Origin of the sequence: Streptomyces sp. NPDC088745 (genome assembly GCF_044751045.1) — a bacterium.
GTDB classification, from domain to species: Bacteria; Actinomycetota; Actinomycetes; order Streptomycetales; family Streptomycetaceae; genus Streptomyces; species Streptomyces cremeus.
The window spans coordinates 394,862-414,526 of sequence record NZ_JBIVLB010000001.1; the positions used below are offsets into that span (position 1 = coordinate 394,862).

The window sequence follows — 19,665 nt, forward strand, 5'->3', positions numbered from 1 at the left end:
AGGACTCACGGCGTTGAATGGTCCCCTCATCGTTCAGAGCGACAAGACGCTTCTCCTGGAAGTGGATCACGAGCAGGCCGACGCCTGCCGTCGCGCCATCGCGCCGTTCGCGGAGCTGGAGCGCGCGCCGGAGCACATCCACACCTACCGGCTGACCCCGCTGGGCCTGTGGAACGCGCGGGCCGCCGGGCACGACGCCGAGCAGGTCGTCGACGCGCTGGTGGAGTTCTCGCGGTACCCGGTGCCGCACGCGCTGCTGGTGGACGTCGCCGAGACGATGGCCAGGTACGGGCGGCTCACCCTCAGCAAACACCCGGTGCACGGGCTGGTGCTGACCTCCACCGACCGGCCGGTCCTGGAGGAGATCCTGCGCTCCAAGAAGGTGCAGCCGCTGGTCGGGGCGCGGATCGACGCGGACACCGTGGCCGTGCATCCGTCCGAGCGCGGCCAGATCAAGCAGACGCTGCTGAAGCTGGGCTGGCCGGCCGAGGACCTCGCCGGGTACGTCGACGGCGAGGCGCACCCGATCGAGCTGGCCGAGGACGGCTGGGCGCTGCGGCCGTACCAGAAGCAGGCCGTGGAGGGGTTCTGGCACGGCGGGTCCGGTGTCGTCGTGCTGCCCTGCGGTGCGGGCAAGACGCTGGTCGGGGCCGGGGCGATGGCCGAGGCGAAGGCGACCACGCTGATCCTGGTGACGAACACGGTCTCGGCGCGGCAGTGGAAGCACGAACTGGTGAAGCGGACCTCGCTGACCGAGGACGAGATCGGCGAGTACAGCGGCACGAAGAAGGAGATCCGCCCCGTCACCATCGCGACGTACCAGGTGCTGACGACCCGGCGGAAGGGCGTCTACCCGCACCTGGAGCTGTTCGACTCGCGGGACTGGGGGCTGGTGATCTACGACGAGGTGCATCTGCTGCCCGCCCCGGTCTTCAAGTTCACCGCCGACCTTCAGGCGCGGCGGCGGCTGGGCCTGACGGCGACGCTGGTGCGCGAGGACGGCCGCGAGTCGGACGTCTTCTCCCTCATCGGCCCCAAGCGGTTCGACGCGCCGTGGAAGGAGATCGAGGCGCAGGGGTACATCGCGCCCGCCGACTGCGTGGAGGTACGGGTCAACCTCACGGACTCCGAGCGGCTCGCGTACGCCACCGCCGAGGCGGAGGAGAAGTACCGCTTCTGCGCGACGACCGCGACCAAGCGGAAGGTGACGGAGGCACTGGTCGCCAAGCACCGGGGCGAGCAGACGCTGGTCATCGGGCAGTACATCGACCAGTTGGACGAGCTGGGCGAGCACCTGGGGGCGCCGGTCATCAAGGGCGAGACGCCGAACGCCCAGCGCGAGAAGCTCTTCGACGCGTTCCGCACCGGCGAGCTGAGCGTGCTGGTCGTGTCGAAGGTCGCGAACTTCTCGATCGACCTGCCGGAGGCGACGGTCGCGATCCAGGTGTCCGGCACGTTCGGGTCGCGGCAGGAGGAGGCGCAGCGGCTGGGCCGGGTGCTGCGGCCGAAGGCGGACGGGCACGAGGCGCGGTTCTACTCGGTGGTGGCGCGCGACACCATCGACCAGGACTTCGCGGCGCACCGCCAGCGGTTCCTGGCCGAGCAGGGGTACGCGTACCGGATCGTCGACGCGGACGACCTGCTGGCAGGCCAGTAACCGCCGCGCGACGGGCGTTCCCGCCGGTGCGGGGCCCGGCGGGTGTTCCGGCCGGTGCGGAAGCCCGGCGGGTGTTCCGGCCGGTGCGGGGGCCCGGCGGGCGGCGCAGGGAGGGGCGCGTCGGCCGGAGCTCAGAGGCCCGGGTCGCCCGTGGTCACTTCTCGCTCTCGGGCGTGACCGGGGCCGGTGCGTCCGGGCGCCGGGGGGCGGGGGCGCGGCGGGCCGGCGCGGGGTGCTCGGCCGGCGCGGTCTGCTGGGCCCCTTCCGCCCGGGGCACGATGCCGGTACGCCGCCGGGGCCAGCGGCGGCGGGCCAGCCAGCCCAGCAGGACCAGGCCCAGCAGGGGGTACGGGGAGAGCGCGGGCTGCGCCCACAGGCCATAGGCGATGTCCGTGTCCCCCTGGTGGGGGAAGACCCAGAAGCTGCGCGCGGTGAACACCACCGCCAGGACGCCCGCGAGCCGGTACCGACCCTCCGCCAGCAGCAGCGCCAGCAGCGGCACGCACCACACCCAGTGGTGGGACCAGCTGATCGGCGAGACCAGCAGCATGGTGAGGGCGACGGCGACGATGCCCCACTCCTCCTGCCCGGCCCGCACCGCGCGGCGCGCGATCCACAGTCCGGCGACCCCGACGACGGCGGCACCGGCCAGCCAGACCAGCCCCGGCTCCATCGAGTTCATGGCGCGGGCCAGCAGGCCCTGGAGGGACTGGTTGTCCACGATCCAGACCTTGCCGACCCGGCTGGTCTCGAACATCCGCCGGGTCCAGAAGTCCAGGCTCGCCGACGGCAGCACGAGGATGCCGAAGAGGACCGTGCCGGCGAAGGACGCCAGCGCGGTGAGGCCGTTCCGGACCCGGCCGGTGACCAGCAGGTACACGATGAAGATGGCCGGGGTGAGCTTGATCCCGGCGGCGATGCCGAGCGCGACGCCCTTGCCCGGCGCGCCCTTGGGGCGGGACAGGTCCCACAGCACCAGACAGGCCAGCGCCAGGTTGATCTGCCCGTACACGAAGGTCTGGAAGACCGGCTCCAGCCAGATCGCGAACGCGGTGGCGGCGAGAATCCACTCGGGCCGCTTCGGCAGCCCGGCGAACCGCCACGACAGGCGCACGAGCACGGCCAGCAGGGCGAGGTTCCCGACGAAGAAGCAGACCTTCATGGCCGTGACCGGCAGCCAGGTGGTCGGCACGAAGAGGATGGCCGCGAAGGGCGGGTAGGTGGCGGGCAGCTTCCACTCGGTCGTCACGAAGTCGTACAGGCTGGTGCCATTGACGACGGCCTGCCCCTCGGCCCGGTAGACGAGGGTGTCGCCGAGCGGGATGCGGGTCACCACGAAGAGGGCGGTGAGCGCGGCCACGGAGAGGACGAGCAGCACACGGGCCGCGAGGAGCGGGCGGGAACGCGGGGCTGGGGACTCCTCCCTCCCCGGCTCGCGCGGGGCGCGGGACGCACGGGTGAGGGCGGCGCGGGCGTTCTCGGTCCGGTCTGTCGTCACGACGGCAACCCTATGAGGGTCCGCGGGGGGGCGGGCACGAAGGGGCCGCCACCCGTGCCCTGTCGGGGGCGCGGCACCGTCCCCCTACGGCACGGCCGGCTTCCGTGCTCCGTTAGGGACGCGGGGCCGTGTTGCCTGTGCGGCTCCGCCGCGTGGGCGCGATCTCCTCGTGCACGGCCAGCTTCCGTGCCACGTCAGGGACGCGGGAAGCTGCGCGATCAGCCACCCGCTCACTCGCGGGGGACCGTGCCTCGCATCGCGGGGCGAGGTGAAGGAGCGGCGTGGCCCAGGGTCCCGGGCGGGGCCGGGCCGCGTCCGGTGCCGGACGGGAACGGGGGGTCAGTGCGGGCGCTGGGCGGGTATCGCGCGCTCGCCGGAGGCCCAGGCGTCGCGTTCGCGGCGCCAGTCGCCGCCCGCGCGGGACTCCTCCTTCCAGTCGTCGGCGTAGTCGCCGAGGAGGATCACGCCTGCTGCCGCTCCCGCGAAGATGCGGACGGCCCGGAGGGCGCGGGCCATGCGGTGGGACTTGTCGGTGACCGCCGTCGCACCCGTGTGCGCGCGGTCCTTGGTCGTCGTCGTACGGGCGTCCGTCCTGCCCGTACCTGCACCGGGGGTGAAGGTCGCTGTACTCATACATCCATGGTGGCTCCCCGCCCTCCCCCGCGCATCGAACCCCGGGTTGAACCTCCCCCGCCCGTCCCTCCACCCTGGGTCTGACCCCGGTGGCCCCGCCTCTCAGCCCTGGGGCCTACGGGTCCCGCCCCGCAGGGCCACCGGCCCGGGAACGGCCGGGCGCGCCCCCGGCCGCGCAGAAAGTCATTCGCCCCGCCCCGCCCCCGCGGCTAGAATCGCGCGTCTGCCCGCCTCCCTTCCGTGGAGTGCGCCGCGCCGCCCGGACGGAAACCGGTCGGCAGCCAGACGTGACTTCCCCGCCGAGCCGCGCCGCACACCCGGCCGCCCCGGTCCCCGCGCCCCGCGCCGGGACCCGGCCGCCGCAAGGAACCCGGCCGCCCGGCCCGCGTACAGCCGGAGGCTCCACCGTGCCCGCGCACGACATCGTTACCGTCACCGACGGTCCCGCAGACGACCCGCTCGCCCGGGAACGCGCCCACCTCGCCGCGTCCCGCGCCGCCCTGCGCGCCATGCGCGAGGACGTCGAGAGACTCGACATCAAGGACGTCACCGCGAACTGGGTCAACGCCGCCGTCCTCACCGCCCAGATCGAGGACCGCGTCAAGGCCCTCGCGGACCTCTCCCACACCCCGCTGTTCTTCGGCCGGCTCGACTACCTGCACACGGTCGGCGCGGAGCAGGCCGAGGGGACTCCCGGCGAGAGCTTCTACATCGGCCGCCGCCACGTCCACGACGCCGACGGCGACCCCATGGTCGTCGACTGGCGCGCCCCCGTCTCGCAGCCCTTCTACCGCGCGTCGAAGAAGGACCCGCAGGACGTCGGCCTGCGCCGCCGGTTCGGTTACACCTCCGGCGAGCTGACCGCGTACGAGGACGAGCACCTCTCCGACCCCTCCGCCGCCGACGACCCGCTGACCAGCAAGCTCCTCCAGGCGGAGATCGAACGCCCGCGCGTGGGCCCGATGCGGGACATCGTCGCGACGATCCAGCCGGAGCAGGACGAGATCGTCCGGTCCGGGCTGGCCGGTTCGGTGTGCGTGCAGGGAGGACCGGGGACCGGGAAGACGGCGGTGGGCCTGCACCGCGTCGCCTACCTGCTGTACGCGCACCGCGAGCGCCTCGCCCGGACGGGGACGCTCGTCGTCGGGCCGAACCGCTCCTTCCTCCACTACATCGAGCAGGTGCTGCCCGCGCTCGGCGAGTTGGAGGTGCGGCAGGCGACGGTGGACGACCTGGTGACCAGCGGGGAGGGCGCCGGGATCGAGATCAGGGGCACCGACGAAACGTCGGCCGCCTCGGTCCTCAAGGGCGATGCCCGGATGGCGGAGGTGCTGCGGCGCGCGCTGCGCTCGCACGTGACGCCGCCCGACGAGGGACTGGTCGTGGTGCGCGGCTCGCGCCGGTGGCGGGTTCCGGTGTACGAACTGGAGGAGATCGTACGGGAGTTGCTCAACCGCGACATCCGGTACGGGGCCGCTCGTGAGGCCCTGCCGCAGCGCATCGCGCACCAGGTGCTGGTACGGATGGAGCAGGCCGGGGAGGCCCCCGACGACCGGGTGCAGGACGCGGTGGCCCGCAACGCGGCGGTGAAGGCGGCCGTGAAGGCGATCTGGCCGCCGGTCGACCCGGCGAAGCTGGTGCTGCGGCTGCTCTCGGACGCGGAGTTCCTGGCGGAGCACGCGCGGGGGGTGCTCAGCGAGGAGGAGCAGGCCGCGGTGCGGTGGACGAAGCCCGCGCGGTCCGTGCGGTCGGTGAAGTGGTCGGCGGCGGACGCGGTGCTCATCGACGAGGCGCGGGACCTGGTGGCGCGCACGCACTCGCTGGGGCACGTGGTGCTGGACGAGGCGCAGGACCTGTCGCCGATGCAGTACCGGGCGGTGGGGCGGCGGTGCAGCACGGGTTCGGCGACCGTGCTCGGGGACCTGGCGCAGGGCACCACGCCCTGGGCGACGGAGAGCTGGGCGGAGGCGCTCGGGCACCTGGGGAAGCCGGACGCGGTGGTGGAGGAGCTGACGGCGGGCTTCCGGGTGCCGCGGGACGTCATCGCGTACGCCTCGCGGCTGCTGCCGTGGATGTCGCCGGGGCTGACCCCGGTCTCGTCCGTACGGGAGTCGCCGGGGGCGATGTCGGTGCGGCGGGTCGCGGCGGACGCGCTCGACGCGGCGGTCGTCGAGGCGTGCGGGGAGGCGCTGCGGAACGAGGGCTCGGTCGGGGTGATCGCGGCGGACGCGCGGATTCCGGTGCTGGCGGGGGTGCTGGCGGCGGCGGGGCACCTGCCGCTGGCGCCCGGCGAGGAGACCACGGCCGCGAGGCGGCTGACGCTGGTGCCGGTGTCGCTGGCGAAGGGGCTGGAGTACGACTACGTGGTGCTGGACGAGCCGGCGGCGATCGTCTCCGGGGAGCCGGATGAGAGGACGGGGCTGCGGAGGCTGTATGTGGCGTTGACGCGGGCGGTGTCGGGGCTGGCGGTACGGCATGCGGGGCCCTTGCCGAAGGCCCTCCACCCCTGACCCGCCATCCCGGCGCCCCTGTCCCCTTGGGCGTCGCAGCCGCCCTTCGCCCCCGCTCCCTTGGGCGACGGGGCCGCCTCCCGGGCTCCACCCCCGGCCCCTTGGGCGACGGGGCCGCCCCAAGGGGGCGGGACGGGCGGGCAAGGGGGCGGCCCCTCCCGCTCCCGGCCCGCCCGGGTGCCGCCCCTGCCCGAGCGCCTGCGCCGGACAAGCTCCTCCGCAAGGGCCGAGAGCCCAGCACCTGTGCCGGACGCGTCAGCCCCGCCCGGCTCGGGCAGGAGAGGCCCCGGACCCGCCCCTTTCCCTAAAGCGCTCGCCGCGCGGCTGTCCAGGGTTCACTGCGGGTGCGTCGTGGCTGGTCGCGCAGTTCCCCGCGCCCCTGGCGGGGCGCACCGCCCGGTGGGAAATGTGCAGGAGCGTCGTGACGGGGCGCGCACGCACCGGCCCCGGGGACCCCCGCCCAGCCGTCAGCGTGACGCGTCAGGCGTCGAGGACCGCCCGCCACTCCCCCACCGCGTCCGCGCACACCGCCCCCGTCCACCCCCGCGGCCTCGCCGCCCCCCCGATGTGGAACGCGTTGATCCCGGCCGAGCGCAGCACCGGCAGGTGGTCCAGGCGCAGGCCGCCGCCGACCAGGATCTCCGGCGCGTAGCCGGGCGAACCGGCCCGGTCCGCCTCCGCCAGCAGGGTCGGCAGGCCCGCGTCGACGCCCTCCGCCGAGCCCGCCGTCAGGTACGTGTCCAGCCCCGGCAGGTCCGCGAGCTGCTTGCGGGCCGCGTCCCGGTCCGCCGCCCGGTCGATCGCCCGGTGGAAGGTCCAGCGGCAGCCCTCCAGTTCCGCGACGAGCCGCTCGACCGTGACGAGGTCGGGGTTCCCGGCCGGGTCGAGGAAGCCCAGTACGAACTCCTCCGCGCCCTCGGCCCGCAGCGCCCGCGCGTCCTTGACCAGCGACTCCACGTCCTGCGGCGAACCCGCGGCGAAACCGTCCGCGGCCCGCAGCATCACGCGCAGCGGAATGTCCACGGCCGCCCGGATCGCCGCGAAGGTCTCGGCCGGGGGCGTCAGCCCGTCGGCGGCCATGTCCGTCACCAGTTCGAGCCGGTCGGCTCCTCCGGACTGGGCCGCGACCGCGTCCTCGGCGTCGAGGGCGATCACCTCCAGGACTGCGCGCTCACTCATGGGGTTCGGTTCCTTCGCCATCGCCGACACGGATACAGGTCTAGTCCAATATCCAGACTAGGGCCCGCAACGGAACCGCGCACCACCCTCGTGCGACGCGCGATCGGCATCTGGCGGAAAGAGCACCCGTCGCCTCATACCCCCGGGGGGTAAGCGAGTGGACCTTGCATCGCATGGGGGTGGGGGGTATACATGGAGGCAACGCATACCCCCCAGGGGTAAATGAGCCCGTCCTTGGAGCAACCCCCGCCTCGCGCCACAGGGAGCAGTCCATGACCGTCCAGACCCCCGCCGCCACCTCCGCCCCGGCGGCCCCCGCCCACGTCGAGCTCGCCATCGGGGGCATGACCTGCGCCTCCTGCGCCGCCCGCATCGAGAAGAAGCTCAACCGGATGGACGGCGTCGAGGCCACCGTCAACTACGCCACCGAGAAGGCCCGCATCGTCTACGACGGGGACAGCACCGCCGTCGCCGACCTCATCGCCACCGTCGAGAAGACCGGGTACACCGCCGAGGAGCCCGCTCCCCCCGTAAGGGAGGAGGACCCGCCCGAGTCCGGGGCGCCCGACGATCCGGCCCTCGTGTCGCTGCGGCAGCGGCTCGTCACCGCGACCGTCCTGGCCGTACCGGTCATCGCGATGGCCATGGTCCCCGCGCTCCAGTTCGAGTACTGGCAGTGGCTGTCGCTGACGCTGGCCGCGCCCGTCGTCACGTACGCCGCCTGGCCCTTCCACCGGGCGGCGTGGACCAACGCCCGGCACGGCGCGGCGACGATGGACACACTCATCTCGGTCGGCACGTCGGCCGCCTTCCTGTGGTCCCTGTGGGCGCTGTTCTTCGGCACGGCGGGGATGCCCGGCATGACGCACCCCTTCGAGTTCACCATCGCCCGCAGCGACGGCGCCGGGAACATCTACCTGGAGGCGGCGGCCGGGGTCACCGCGTTCATCCTGGCCGGGCGCTACTTCGAGGCGCGGTCCAAGCGGAAGGCGGGGGCGGCGCTCAAGGCGCTGATGCAGCTCGGGGCCAAGGACGTCACCGTGATCCGGGGGGACGGCGGCGAGGCCGTCGTGCCGATCGCGGAGCTGAGGGCCGGGGACCGCTTCCTCGTACGGCCCGGCGAGAAGATCGCCACCGACGGCAGGGTGGTCGAGGGCTCGTCCGCCGTCGACGCGTCGATGCTGACCGGCGAGTCCGTGCCGGTGGAGGTGGGCGTCGGGGACGGCGTCACCGGAGCCACCCTCAACGCCGGCGGCCGGCTCGTCGTGGAGGCGACGCGGGTCGGCGCCGACACCCAGCTCGCCCGGATGGCCAAGCTGGTCGAGGACGCCCAGAACGGCAAGGCCGCCGCGCAGCGGCTCGCGGACCGGATCTCCGCCGTGTTCGTGCCGGTCGTGATCGCGCTGGCGCTCGGCACGCTGGGGTTCTGGCTGGGCAGCGGCGCGGGCCTGACGGCCTCCTTCACCGCGGCCGTCGCCGTACTGATCATCGCCTGCCCGTGCGCCCTGGGGCTGGCCACGCCGACCGCGCTCATGGTGGGCACCGGGCGGGGCGCGCAGCTCGGCATCCTGATCAAGGGGCCGGAGGTCCTGGAGAGCACCCGCAAGGTCGACACGATCGTCCTCGACAAGACGGGCACGGTCACGACGGGCCGGATGACGCTGCTGTCGGTGCACACCGCCCAGGGGGTCGAGGAGGCCGAGGTCCTGCGGCTGGCGGGCGCGCTGGAGAAGGCGTCCGAGCACCCGATCGCGCAGGCGGTGGCCGCGGGCGCGGCCGCGAAGACGGGGACGCTGCCCACCCCGGAGGACTTCGCGAACGTACCCGGACTCGGCGTCCAGGGCGTCGTGGACGGGCACGCGGTCCTCGTCGGCCGCACGAAGCTGCTGGGCGAGTGGGCGATGTCCCTGCCCGCGGAGCTGGAGCGGGCGAAGGCGGCGGCGGAGGCCGCGGGGCGCACCGCCGTCGCGGTCGCCTGGGACGGCGAGGCCCGTGCCGTCCTCACCGTCGCCGACGCCGTCAAGGACACCAGCGCGGAGGCCGTCCGCCGGCTGCGCGCCCTCGGACTCACCCCGATCCTGCTCACCGGCGACAACAGGGCGGTGGCGGAGGCCGTCGCGGCGGAGGTCGGCATCGAGCGGGTCATCGCGGAGGTCATGCCGGAGGACAAGGTCGGCGTCGTCACGTCCCTCCAGCAGGAGGGCCGTTCGGTGGCGATGGTCGGCGACGGCGTGAACGACGCGGCCGCGCTCGCCCGGGCGGACCTGGGGCTGGCGATGGGGACCGGCACCGACGCCGCGATCGAGGCGGGCGACCTGACGCTCGTACGGGGAGACCTGCTGGCCGCGGTGGACGCGATCCGGCTGGCCCGGCGGACCCTGGGAACCATCAAGTCCAACCTCTTCTGGGCGTTCGCCTACAACGTGGGCGCGCTGCCGCTGGCGGCGGCGGGCCTGCTGAACCCGATGATCGCGGGGGCGGCGATGGCGTTCTCGTCGGTGTTCGTGGTGGGGAACAGCCTGCGGCTGCGGGGGTTCAAGGGCGCTGCGTGAGGGGCGGGTTGCGGGATGCGGGGGGAGCCCGGGGCCGGTGGGTCCCGGGCTCCTGCCGTTTTCCGCGGCCCCGCCGGTACCCGTCCTCGGCCTTCGGTGATACCCATCAGCTATGGACGTGCACACCAGGGACCTCCGCTACTTCCTCGCGGTGGCGACCGAGCGGGACCTCTCCCGGGCCGCGGCGTCGCTCTGCGTGTCCCCGCCGGCCCTGAGCCGGCAGTTGCGACAGCTCGAACAGGCCCTGGGAGCCGCGCTGTTCGTCCGCGACCCGCACGAGGTACGGCTCACGGAGGCCGGCGAGGCGCTTCTGCCGCACGCCCGGATGACCTGCTCCACCTGGGAGTTGGGCACGGTCGCGCTCTCCGCGCTGCGCACGGCGACGGCCGGGGTGCTCACCGTCGGCCTGAGCGCGGGCCCGGGGCACGAGGGTCTGCTGCCCGCGATCCGCTCCCACTTCACCGAGGCCCACCCGGAGGCGACGCCCGTACTGCGGGAGGCCGGGTGGGGCGACCCCACGGCCGGGCTCGCCGACGGCGGCAGCGACGTCGCGTTCGTGTGGCTGCCGCTGCCCGAGCCGTCGCGGTACGCACACCTGGTGCTGGCGGAGGAGCCCCGGCTGGTCGTGCTGCCGGCGGGGCACCGGCTGGCCGGCCGCCCCTGGGCCGACTTCGCCGACCTGCTCGACGAGCCCTTCCTCGCACTGCCCGACGCGGCGGGGCCGCTGCGGGACTACTGGCTGGCGACGGACGCGCGGGGCGGGCTGCCGGCACGGGTGGGGGCGGTGGTGAGCGGTCCCGACGAGACGTACGAGGCGGTGGCGGCGGGGCGGGGGGTGGTGCTGGTCGCGTCCGGCAGCGCGAAGGCGCTGCTGCGGGGCGACGTGGTGGCGGTCCCGGTGCGGGGGGTCACCCCGTCCCGGTACGCGCTGGCGTGGCGCCGGGACGACATCCGCCCGCTGGTACGGGCCTGGGCCCGCGCCGCCCAGCACGTCACCCGGGCGCACGCCCCCGGGGGTTCCCCGCACCCCTGACCGGGCACGGCAGACTGGGCCCATGACCACCCCGTACCCCGAACTCCTCCAGCGGTGGGCCGCGACCGTCGCCGCCCTCGTCCCGGGCGCGGCCCCCGTCGACCCCGAGCCCTACGCCCGCAACCTGCTCGGCCGCTGGGCCGAGCCGCACCGCGCGTACCACACCCCCGCCCACCTCGCCGCCGTCCTCGGCCACCTCGACACCCTCGCCGACCACCCCGCCGACCTCCACCTCGTCCGCCTCGCCGCCTGGTTCCACGACGCCGTCTACCACCCGGAGCGCGACACCAACGAGGACCGCTCCGCCCGCCTCGCGGAGCGCGCCCTGCCCGAGCTCGGCATCGGGGAGAAGGAAACCGCCGAGGTCGCCCGGCTGGTGCGGCTGACGGTCACGCACGACCCGGAGCCCGACGACACCAACGGCGAGGCCCTGTGCGACGCCGACCTCGCCGTCCTCGCCGCCTCCCCCGAGGACTACGCCGCCTACGCCGCCGCCGTGCGGACCGAGTACGGCTTCGTGCCCGACCCCGATTTCCGCACCGGGCGCGCCGCCGTCCTCACCCAGCTCCTGGCCCTGCCCCGGCTGTTCCGCACGCCCTACGGCGCCAGGCACTGGGAGGACGCCGCCCGCCACAACCTCAGCACCGAGCTCGCCCTCCTGAGCCCGTGAGCAACGCAAGCGGCAGCGGCAGCGGCTGGACCCTGACCCGACAGGAGGCCCTACCTTCACCCGCATGAAGATCGTCGTGCACGACTCCGCCGCCGCCCACCTCCGCCTCCTCCAGCTCCCTCCCGCCGACCGCCGCGCCGCCCTGCGCGAGATCTACGCACCGCTGCACCCCACCCTCGCCGCGGCCTTCGGCGGTCACGCCGACCTCGTCGCCACCCATGAGCAGGGCGTCGGCTTCCCGCTCGACGGCGACGACCCCCGGCTGCCGGAAGCCGTCGAGCGGATGCGGGAGGCCCGGGTGTGGGAGCGGGTCGAGGACGCCCTCCACGCGGCCCGGGACCTCCTCCGCACCGCGCCCGGCGTCCGTACCCCCGACACCGTGCACGTCGTCCTCGTCCTCGGCGACCCCGACGACCAGCACCTCGTCACCCGCAGCAAGGGCTACTTCGGCTTCGGCGGCATCCCCGGCGCCGTCCACCTCGTCATGTGGCCCACCCCCGAGGCCCTCGCCAGGATCGGCCACGCCGCCGCGCACGAGCTGCACCACAACGTCCGGTACGCCAACGTGGTGTGGGACCCGGCGACCGTGACCGTCGGGGAGCAGGTCGTCGCGGAGGGGCTGGCCGAGGCGTTCGTACGGGAGCTGGCCGGGCCCGAGGCCATGGGGCACTGGGCCACCGCCCTCACCGGGGCCGCGCTGGACGACGCGTACGAGAAGGTGACGGCCGGGATCGGCGTCGCCGGGATGCAGAACCTCACCGCGTACGTCCACGGCGACGCCACCGCCGCCCTCCTGAACCCGGACGCCGTCCCGCTCGGCATCCCCGACATGGCCGGTTACGCCACCGGCCTGCGCATCGTGGACGCGCACCTCGCGGCCACCGGCCTCACCGCCGCCCGGAGCGTCGCGCTGCCCGCCCGCGAGGTGCTGAGCAACGCGGGGGTGCCGACCACGGCCTGAGCCACGCCCCCGCCGCGAGCCGCAGACGTAACCCCTGAGCCACACTGAACCCCATGGAACCGCAGCACGCCCCCGGGGAAGACCTCACCGTCGGCCGCGCCGCCGCCCTCGTCGGCGTCAGCGTCAAGACGCTCCACCACTGGGACGGCATCGGGCTGGTGCGCCCCCGTTCGCGGACCCGGGCCGGATACCGGGTGTACGGGGCCGAGGACGTCGCCCGCCTCCACCGCGTACTGGTCTACCGCGAACTGGGCCTCCCGCTCGCCGAGATCGGCCGCATCCTCGACGACCCCGGCGCCGACGCCCGTACCCATCTGCGCCGCCAGCGCGCCCAACTCACCGAGCGGGTGGCCCGGCTGGAGCGGATGATCGTCGCCGTGGACCGCATGCTGGCCGCCTCCGGGCCCGGCGGCATGCGGCTCACCCCCGAGGAACAGGTGGAGATCTTCGGCGCCGACTGGCAGCCCGAGTGGATCGAGGGCGCCGAGGAGCGGTACGGCGACAGCCCCCAGTGGGCGCAGTACCAGGAGCGCGCCTCCCGGCTGAGCCGCGCGGAGTGGGAGGAGGTCGCCGCCGCCACCCACATCCTCCACCAGGACCTGGCCGCCGCCCTGCGCGCGGGCACCGCCCCCGGCTCCCCCGAGGCCAACGCCCTCGCCGAACGGCAACGGGCGCTCCTCTCCACGTACTTCGACTGCACGCACGCCATGCAGGTCTGCATCTCCCGCATGTACGTCACCGAGCCGGGCTACGCGGACTCCTTCGAGGCACTGGCGCCCGGCCTCACGGCGTGGCTGCGCGACATCGTCTGCGCGAACGCGGCGGCGCGGGGAACCGACCCGGAGACGGCCGCCTGGCCCACGTGAGCGGGGCCCGCCGGCCGGCGCCCCGCGCTCAGTGGTGCCAGGGCAGCCGCACGGGCCGCTCCGGCACCCGCCCGGCCGTCAGCTCCCGCACCAGGGACGCGATCCCGTGCGGGTACACCGTTCCGCCACCCGCGACGAACTCCTCCAACTCCCCCACCGGCCACCAGCGGTGACCCGCGTGGGAGTCCCGCTCCAGACCCACGAGACCGCTCACGTCGACCTCGTACGACGCCACCCGGCAGTGGAAGAAGACATCCCGGAAGACCCCCTCCGCCCAGCCCACATCGGCGTACCCGGAGGTCTCCGCGACCGCCTCCCCGAGCGCCGACTCGGGCACCTCCAGCCCGGTCTCCTCCCGCAGCTCCCGCGCCGCCGCGCGCACGAGGCTCTCGCCCTCCTCGACGCCGCCGCCGGGGGTGCACCACCCGACCGCCCCGCCCGCGCGGAAGCCGAGCAGCAGCACCCGCCCGCCCTCGTCGACCACCAGCACCCGGGCGGACGTCCGCCGTGTCTCCCCACCCCGATCAGCCATCCGGCCACCCTACGGTCCCGCCTGCCGCCTTCCGCCTGCCGCCTACCGGGAGCGGTGCTCGGCGGCCGGGCGGGCCGCCGCGACGGCCTCCGCGAGGCGGCGTGCGGTCTCCACGTCGCACCGGCCCAGGTCGATCAGCGGGGTGGGCACGTCCCGGGCGCAGGAGGCGGAGTCCAGGGCCAGCGACGGCAGAGTGAGACCGGCGGCGACCAGGGCCTCACGCAGCGTGCGGATCGTTTCTTCAGCGGCTCGGATGCCGAGCTCCTTCGTCGTCATGATCTATATCTCTACCGGCCGTATGGTGCTTATGCGTCAGGCGAGTTGAAAGCCCCCCGAAGGGGACCGTTGAGGTGACGCACCGGTCCGGGAATGGCCGAGTTCGACGACTTGTTGAACGGTGTCATGCCCCCCTCTGATCAGTCGCGTCAACCGGACGCCCCTGCCGACATACCCGCTCCCCCTCCCGCCCCCGCGCCCCGCGCCCGCGCCCGGATGCCGCTCGCGGTCTACATGCTGGGCCTCGCCGTCTTCGCGCTGGGCACGAGCGAGTTCATGCTCTCGGGGCTGCTGCCCCCGATGGCCGAGGACCTGGACGTGTCCATTCCGCAGGCGGGCCTGCTGATCTCCGCGTTCGCGATCGGCATGGTGATCGGCGCCCCGCTGCTGGCCGTGGCGACCCTGCGCCTCCCCCGCCGCACCACCCTCATCGCGCTGATCACCGTCTTCGGCCTCGGGCAGGTGGCGGGCGCGCTCGCCCCCACGTACGAGCTGCTCTTCGCGTCCCGCGTCGTGAGCGCCTTCGCCTGCGCCGGGTTCTGGGCGGTCGGCGCGGCGGTGGCGATCGCCATGGTGGACGTCGGCTCGCGGGCCCGCGCGATGGCGGTCATGATCGGCGGCCTGAGCATCGCGAACGTGCTGGGCGTCCCGGCGGGCGCCTTCCTCGGCGAGCACCTGGGCTGGCGCTCGGCGTTCTGGGCGGTGGGCGCGGCCTCGGCGGTCGCGCTGGCCGGCGTGGTGACCCTCATCCCCCGCATCCCGCTCCCCGCCGAGAAGCCGCAGCTCAAGCGGGAGCTGAGCATCTACCGCGACCGCCAGGTGCTGGTCTCGGTGCTCATCACGGCGCTGGCCGCCGGCGGTGTCTTCTGCGCCTTCAGCTACCTCTCGCCGCTGCTCACGGATGTCGCGGGCCTGGACTCGAAGTGGGTCCCGTGGGTGCTTGGCCTCTTCGGCGTCGGCGCGCTCGTCGGTACGACGGTGGGCGGCATGGTCGCCGACGCGCGCCCCTTCGGCGTCCTGATCGGGGGCATCAGCACCTCCACCGTGCTGCTCGCGGCCCTGGCCCTGTTCGGCTCGACGGCGGCGGTCGCCGTCGCCCTCTCCTTCGCCCTCGGCTTCTCGGCCTTCTTCACGGCCCCGGCGCTGAACGCGCGGATGTTCAACGTGGCGGGCGCGGCCCCCACCCTCGCGGGCGCGACCACCACCGCCGCCTTCAACATCGGCAACACGGGCGGCCCGGCCCTGGGCGGCACGGTCATCGACGCGGGCTGGGGCTTCGCGGCCACCGCCTGGGCGGGCGGCGCGATGACGGTCGTCGCGGTGGGCCTCGTCCTCCTGTCCCTGCGGTGGCAGCGGACGGACCGGGCCGCGTCGAGGCTGGTGGCGTCGGGCGCCCCGGCGAGCTCGCCCGCCCCGGTCTCCTCCCCGAGGGCGGCCTCCGCCCCTCGCCCGAAGTAGCGGGCGGGCGGCGCGGGCCACTCGCTCAGTCGAGCCGTGGCACCGGGCGGCCCGGGGCGTCCAGCCACACCCGGTGCGATCCGTCGGCGGTGACGGTGAGCCCGAACCGTTCCGGCCCGGGACTGCCCGCGCCACGCCACCAGGCGTGAGCGGCTTCCACCAGATCCCACAGGGGCCGTGACCCGTGCTGCCACACGGTGAAGCGCTCGTCGTTCCGCCCGTCCCAGTCCACGGCCGCCCATGACGCGGCGTCCGTGGTCGCCACCCACAGACGGCGGGCGACTCCCGCGACATCGGGGTCCTCGTGCCAGGCCCGCCACACCCGCCGTAGCTGAAGGCCGATCGCGAACCGGGCAGCCCAGTCGTCCCCTGCCACCGTCCAGGGGGCGAGCCCGGAGCGGGACTCGGCGGGCACGTGGTCGTCCCGCACCACGTCCCGGAAAATCCGCAGGTCCCTGCGTTGTCCGCGCATCAGCATGAACGCCGAGTACGGGAAGAAGGGGCCCGAGGCCGCTCCGTACCCGTCGACTGTCAACCGCAGCAGCCCGTAACAGAGCCACGGCGATTCCCATGGAAGCAGGATCACCCCGCCCGGCTTCGTCTGGGCGATCCACGCCGGGGGCACTGAGCGCACTGAACAAGTGGCGATCACCCGGTCGTACGGGCCGTCGGCCTCGTACCCCGACTCCCCGTCAACGCAGACGGCATGAGGTCTCAGTCCGACAGCCGCGAGGTCGCGTACCGCCCGGTCGGCGAGGGCCTGGTCCACTTCGAGTGTGGTCACGCGCTCGGGGCCGAGGCGGTGTGCCAGGAGCCCGGCGTTCCACCCGGTGCCCGTGCCGATCTCCAGGACCCGCTGTCCCGGAGACACGTCCAGGAGGTGGAGCATGCGGAAGACGATCGAGGGCGCGGAGGCCGAGCACGACGGCCAGCGGTCCTCGGGGTCCGCCACCTGGCCGTCGTTCACCTGCGTGATCACCGGAGTGTCCGCGTACGCGTGCCGCAGCCAGGTCTCCGGGTCGGTCTCCCGGGAGCACTGCCCCCACGCGTCCCCCACCCAGATCCGGTCCGGGAGGAAGCGGTGCCGGGGAACGGCCCAGTACGCGTTCTCCCAGGCCGGGGCGGGTGAAGCCCCGAGGCCTTCGCTCATCGAGCGCAGCAGTCCACGCATGGCGGCCCGCTCGCTCCCCTCCGTCACCGTCACCACCGCACGCCTGCTTCCCCTTGTGCTTCGGCTCGGGTGCCGGTTTCGCCGTGTCCGAGGACGGCTTGCCGGTCCCGGGGTCCTTGGGCCCCGCGTGCTTCCCGTCGCCACCGCTGCCGCCCTTGCCGGCTCCCCAACCCATGGTGATCTCCTTCGGCTTCGCATTCGACGTGCCTCGAACGATCTGTTGCGGCGAGGGCGGTTACCGGACGCATGCCGTCCGGTCCTCCCTCCCAGAGCCCTCACTCGGCGGAGACGCCGCCCCGCCTCCGGCACCGCGCACACCTGCACAGCGGCCACACCCCGCTCGTCATGGGCGCGAGCCGGCCGCCGCTCCGGACCACCTGGGTCGTGGACCAGCTCCGCCCACCGTCCCGCGACACCCGCATCGTCATCAGCGGGTGTGTCGCGGCCGACACTGTTCGGGGACCGGTCCCGGAGGCGGGCTTGGTGCCGGGAGCCAGGTCCGGATTCAACTCCGCCGCCCGTGCGGATGGTTGCGCAGCTCGACATCGGCATCCGTGACCGCCGAGTAGTCGAACTCCTCCCGGGCCTGCTCCCTCTGCCGCACGAGCGCGGCACACACCCCGCGTCCTTCGACGGGCACCGGGGCCTCCACCGGAAGCCCGAGGTGTACTGGTGAACTCGTCGCCTGCTGCATGGCAACCACCCGTCATCGGATCTCACGACTGCCGCACCTTACTGCTATTCGCGAATAGTGGAAAGATTTGGCGAGAGGTGCCACTTAGGGTGAGATGCGCCCGGTGCGAAGCTGGGAGCCGCAAGAGGACGCGCAGGCCGCACGGGAGGACGCCATGAGCAGCAGCGACGAATGGGCCAGCAGCACATCGACCCCCTACCTCGCGCCGCGCGCGACGGGGCAGTCCGACGCGTGGACCGCCGAGACCGCCGCCGCCGGGCGCAGGGGGACACAGACCGTCGTCCGGGCCGGCGAGGTACCGGCCTCGGAGGATGTGGCGGCCCTGTTCGGCGTGACGGCGGGGACTCCCCTCGTCGCGCGCCGCCGGATCATGCAACTCGACGGCATTCCGTCGGAGTTGACGGACACCTACTACCCCTCAGCCATCGCCCTGGGCACTCCACTCGCCGGTACGGCCAAGATCCGGGGTGGCGCGGTGACGCTGCTGGCCGAACTGGGGCACGTCGGCGTACGCGTACGCGAGGAAGTCACGGCACGCATGCCGGACGCGGCCGAACGGGAAGCGCTGCACATGGGCGAAGGCGAACCCGTACTGCGGCTCACCCGTGTCACCCTGGACGCCGACGACCGTCCCATCCAGGCCGACGTGATGCTGATGCCCGCCCACAGCCAGCGTCTGCGTTACGAGATCAGGATCGGATGACCGTGCCCCGCAACGACCCCACCGCCGCCTCCTCTTCTGACCGACGCCCCCTCCACGAACGGATCGCCGCCGATCTGCGCGACGAGATCATGAGCGGCGACCTGCCGCCCGGCGGCAAGCTACCCTCCACCGTCAAGCTGAAGGAACGGTTCGACGCTTCCAGCGCGACCGTGCAGAAGGCGCTGCAACTCCTCAAGGAGGAGGGGCTGGCCGTGGGCCGGGCGGGTTCGGCGGTCACCGTACGCGAGCACCGGCAGCGGACCATGCGTCCCGCCTCCTACATGGCCCCGGCCCCCTCCGGCGAGCCGTACCGCTGGCTCACCGAGACCTCGAAGCTCGGGACCCACCCGCACAGCACCCTGCTCGACGTGACCGAGACCGTCCCGCCGACCGACGTCGCGGCCCGCCTCGGGCTCGGGGAGGGCCGCACCGCGATCCTGCGCCGCCAGATCCTCACCCTGGACGGCGAACCGGTGGAACTGGTGGCCTCGTACTACCCCGCCGACATCGCGCGGAGCACTCCTCTCACCGAGCGCCGCAAGATCCGGGGCGGCACCCCGGCCCTGCTCGCCGAACTGGGCTTCCCGCCCCGCCGCAGCGTCGACCGCGTATCGGCCCGCGTCCCCACTCAGGAACAGACCGCCGCACTGCTGCTGCCCGGTAACCTCCCGGTCCTGCGCACCCTGCGCGTAGTCCTCAGCAACGCGGAACGCCCCATCGAGGCCACGGTGATGGTCAAGGCCGGGCACCTCTACGAGTTGCAGTACGAATTCACGCCGGAGTAAGGAATGTCCCGAAAATCGCTGTGCGAGGAGATGCCGTTACGGTCGGCTCTCTATACCGTGAGCCGGTAATAGCCCTACCAGTGCGCCTACGGCCTCGACAGCGTCCGGAGTGGCGAGTACGAGTATGGGGTCGGGCTCCCGGAGCAGGAGGCCGCTCCAGACACGGAAGGTGGGGCGGCCCTCCGTCCCGCCCGTGTCGAAGGAGATGGACCCGGCCAGCTCGTTCACGTCTTGTGCGCCAGGCATTCCGAACGCCGGGCTGTCCTCGAACCGAAGATAGTTGTGGCTGGTGAACGGATACCACTGACTCAACGCGCTCGCCCTGGCGGCCAGCACTAATTCCTCTGCGACAGGGGGAACCCACGAGTCGGTTCCTCGCACTCCGGCGTCGTCGGATCGCGCGCATTCTTCCATCCAGTCCCAGGCATCTGCCAGTGACCATGGGGCGTTCGTCTCCATCCACCAAGTCTGGCTCGATACGCGCGCG

Annotated in this window: 17 protein-coding genes; 10 read left to right on the forward strand and 7 right to left on the reverse strand. The window is 73.7% G+C overall.

All coding sequences use genetic code 11. The features are described from left to right. The first annotated feature begins 13 nt into the window (after window positions 1-13). Window positions 14-1,657 carry a DNA repair helicase XPB gene (locus ACIP93_RS01705; RefSeq protein ID WP_345221640.1) on the forward strand — a complete coding sequence of 548 codons (1,644 nt, stop codon included), beginning with the start codon at window positions 14-16 and terminating at the stop codon, window positions 1,655-1,657. A 154-nt stretch (window positions 1,658-1,811) separates the two neighbouring features. On the opposite strand, the gene ACIP93_RS01710 is transcribed toward ACIP93_RS01705, so the two are convergent. Further along, entirely contained in the window at window positions 1,812-3,032 is a 1,221-nt protein-coding gene (locus tag ACIP93_RS01710) for a glycosyltransferase 87 family protein (RefSeq protein WP_401755618.1), read from the reverse strand. Window positions 3,033-3,494: 462 nt separating this feature from the next. After that, window positions 3,495-3,788 carry a hypothetical protein gene (locus ACIP93_RS01715; RefSeq protein ID WP_345221637.1) on the reverse strand — a complete coding sequence of 98 codons (294 nt, stop codon included), beginning with the start codon at window positions 3,786-3,788 and terminating at the stop codon, window positions 3,495-3,497. Window positions 3,789-4,195: 407 nt separating this feature from the next. Between ACIP93_RS01715 and ACIP93_RS01720 the strand changes: the two genes are divergently transcribed. Beyond that, entirely contained in the window at window positions 4,196-6,298 is a 2,103-nt protein-coding gene (locus ACIP93_RS01720; RefSeq protein WP_401754533.1) for a HelD family protein, read from the forward strand. A 480-nt stretch (window positions 6,299-6,778) separates the two neighbouring features. Here the strand turns inward: ACIP93_RS01720 and ACIP93_RS01725 are convergent, their stop codons facing one another. Continuing rightward, complete coding sequence (locus ACIP93_RS01725) at window positions 6,779-7,477, reverse strand: copper homeostasis protein CutC (protein ID WP_401754536.1); 699 nt, start codon at window positions 7,475-7,477, stop codon at window positions 6,779-6,781. Between the two features lie 272 nt (window positions 7,478-7,749). On the opposite strand from ACIP93_RS01725, the gene ACIP93_RS01730 reads away from it, so the two are divergent. From ACIP93_RS01730 to ACIP93_RS01750, 5 genes are all read left to right on the forward strand, one after another. Further along, complete coding sequence (locus ACIP93_RS01730) at window positions 7,750-10,029, forward strand: heavy metal translocating P-type ATPase (RefSeq protein ID WP_401754539.1); 2,280 nt, start codon at window positions 7,750-7,752, stop codon at window positions 10,027-10,029. A 112-nt stretch (window positions 10,030-10,141) separates the two neighbouring features. Next, the gene (locus tag ACIP93_RS01735) at window positions 10,142-11,062 is read left to right on the forward strand and encodes a LysR family transcriptional regulator (protein ID WP_401754542.1); all 921 of its coding nucleotides are present in this window, start codon (window positions 10,142-10,144) and stop codon (window positions 11,060-11,062) included. 22 nt (window positions 11,063-11,084) lie between these two features. Beyond that, the gene (locus ACIP93_RS01740; RefSeq protein ID WP_401754545.1) at window positions 11,085-11,732 is read left to right on the forward strand and encodes a hypothetical protein; all 648 of its coding nucleotides are present in this window, start codon (window positions 11,085-11,087) and stop codon (window positions 11,730-11,732) included. Window positions 11,733-11,796: 64 nt separating this feature from the next. Next, entirely contained in the window at window positions 11,797-12,693 is an 897-nt protein-coding gene (locus tag ACIP93_RS01745; RefSeq protein WP_401754548.1) for a DUF2268 domain-containing protein, read from the forward strand. A gap of 53 nt (window positions 12,694-12,746) precedes the next feature. Further along, a complete protein-coding gene (locus tag ACIP93_RS01750; protein ID WP_401754551.1) occupies window positions 12,747-13,559 on the forward strand; it encodes a MerR family transcriptional regulator in 813 nt (270 codons plus the stop codon). A 28-nt stretch (window positions 13,560-13,587) separates the two neighbouring features. On the opposite strand, the gene ACIP93_RS01755 is transcribed toward ACIP93_RS01750, so the two are convergent. Both ACIP93_RS01755 and ACIP93_RS01760 read right to left on the reverse strand, forming a co-directional pair. Beyond that, a complete protein-coding gene (locus ACIP93_RS01755) occupies window positions 13,588-14,091 on the reverse strand; it encodes an NUDIX domain-containing protein (RefSeq protein ID WP_345221622.1) in 504 nt (167 codons plus the stop codon). Between the two features lie 42 nt (window positions 14,092-14,133). After that, complete coding sequence (locus ACIP93_RS01760; protein WP_401754554.1) at window positions 14,134-14,367, reverse strand: hypothetical protein; 234 nt, start codon at window positions 14,365-14,367, stop codon at window positions 14,134-14,136. A 216-nt stretch (window positions 14,368-14,583) separates the two neighbouring features. Here ACIP93_RS01760 and ACIP93_RS01765 point away from each other — a divergent pair, with 216 nt between their 5' ends. Further along, window positions 14,584-15,825 carry a Cmx/CmrA family chloramphenicol efflux MFS transporter gene (locus ACIP93_RS01765; protein WP_401755621.1) on the forward strand — a complete coding sequence of 414 codons (1,242 nt, stop codon included), beginning with the start codon at window positions 14,584-14,586 and terminating at the stop codon, window positions 15,823-15,825. 25 nt (window positions 15,826-15,850) lie between these two features. Here ACIP93_RS01765 and ACIP93_RS01770 read toward each other — a convergent pair whose 3' ends face one another. Both ACIP93_RS01770 and ACIP93_RS01775 read right to left on the reverse strand, forming a co-directional pair. Next, the gene (locus ACIP93_RS01770) at window positions 15,851-17,032 is read right to left on the reverse strand and encodes a methyltransferase domain-containing protein (protein WP_401754557.1); all 1,182 of its coding nucleotides are present in this window, start codon (window positions 17,030-17,032) and stop codon (window positions 15,851-15,853) included. Between the two features lie 469 nt (window positions 17,033-17,501). Beyond that, window positions 17,502-17,636, reverse strand: a complete 135-nt coding sequence (locus tag ACIP93_RS01775) for a hypothetical protein (protein ID WP_401754560.1) — start codon at window positions 17,634-17,636, stop codon at window positions 17,502-17,504. A gap of 208 nt (window positions 17,637-17,844) precedes the next feature. Here ACIP93_RS01775 and ACIP93_RS01780 point away from each other — a divergent pair, with 208 nt between their 5' ends. After that, a complete protein-coding gene (locus ACIP93_RS01780) occupies window positions 17,845-18,393 on the forward strand; it encodes a UTRA domain-containing protein (RefSeq protein WP_345221612.1) in 549 nt (182 codons plus the stop codon). After that, the gene (locus ACIP93_RS01785; protein WP_401754563.1) at window positions 18,390-19,178 is read left to right on the forward strand and encodes a GntR family transcriptional regulator; all 789 of its coding nucleotides are present in this window, start codon (window positions 18,390-18,392) and stop codon (window positions 19,176-19,178) included. Before ACIP93_RS01780 ends, ACIP93_RS01785 begins: the two co-directional genes overlap by 4 nt. Window positions 19,179-19,665: the final 487 nt, after the last annotated feature.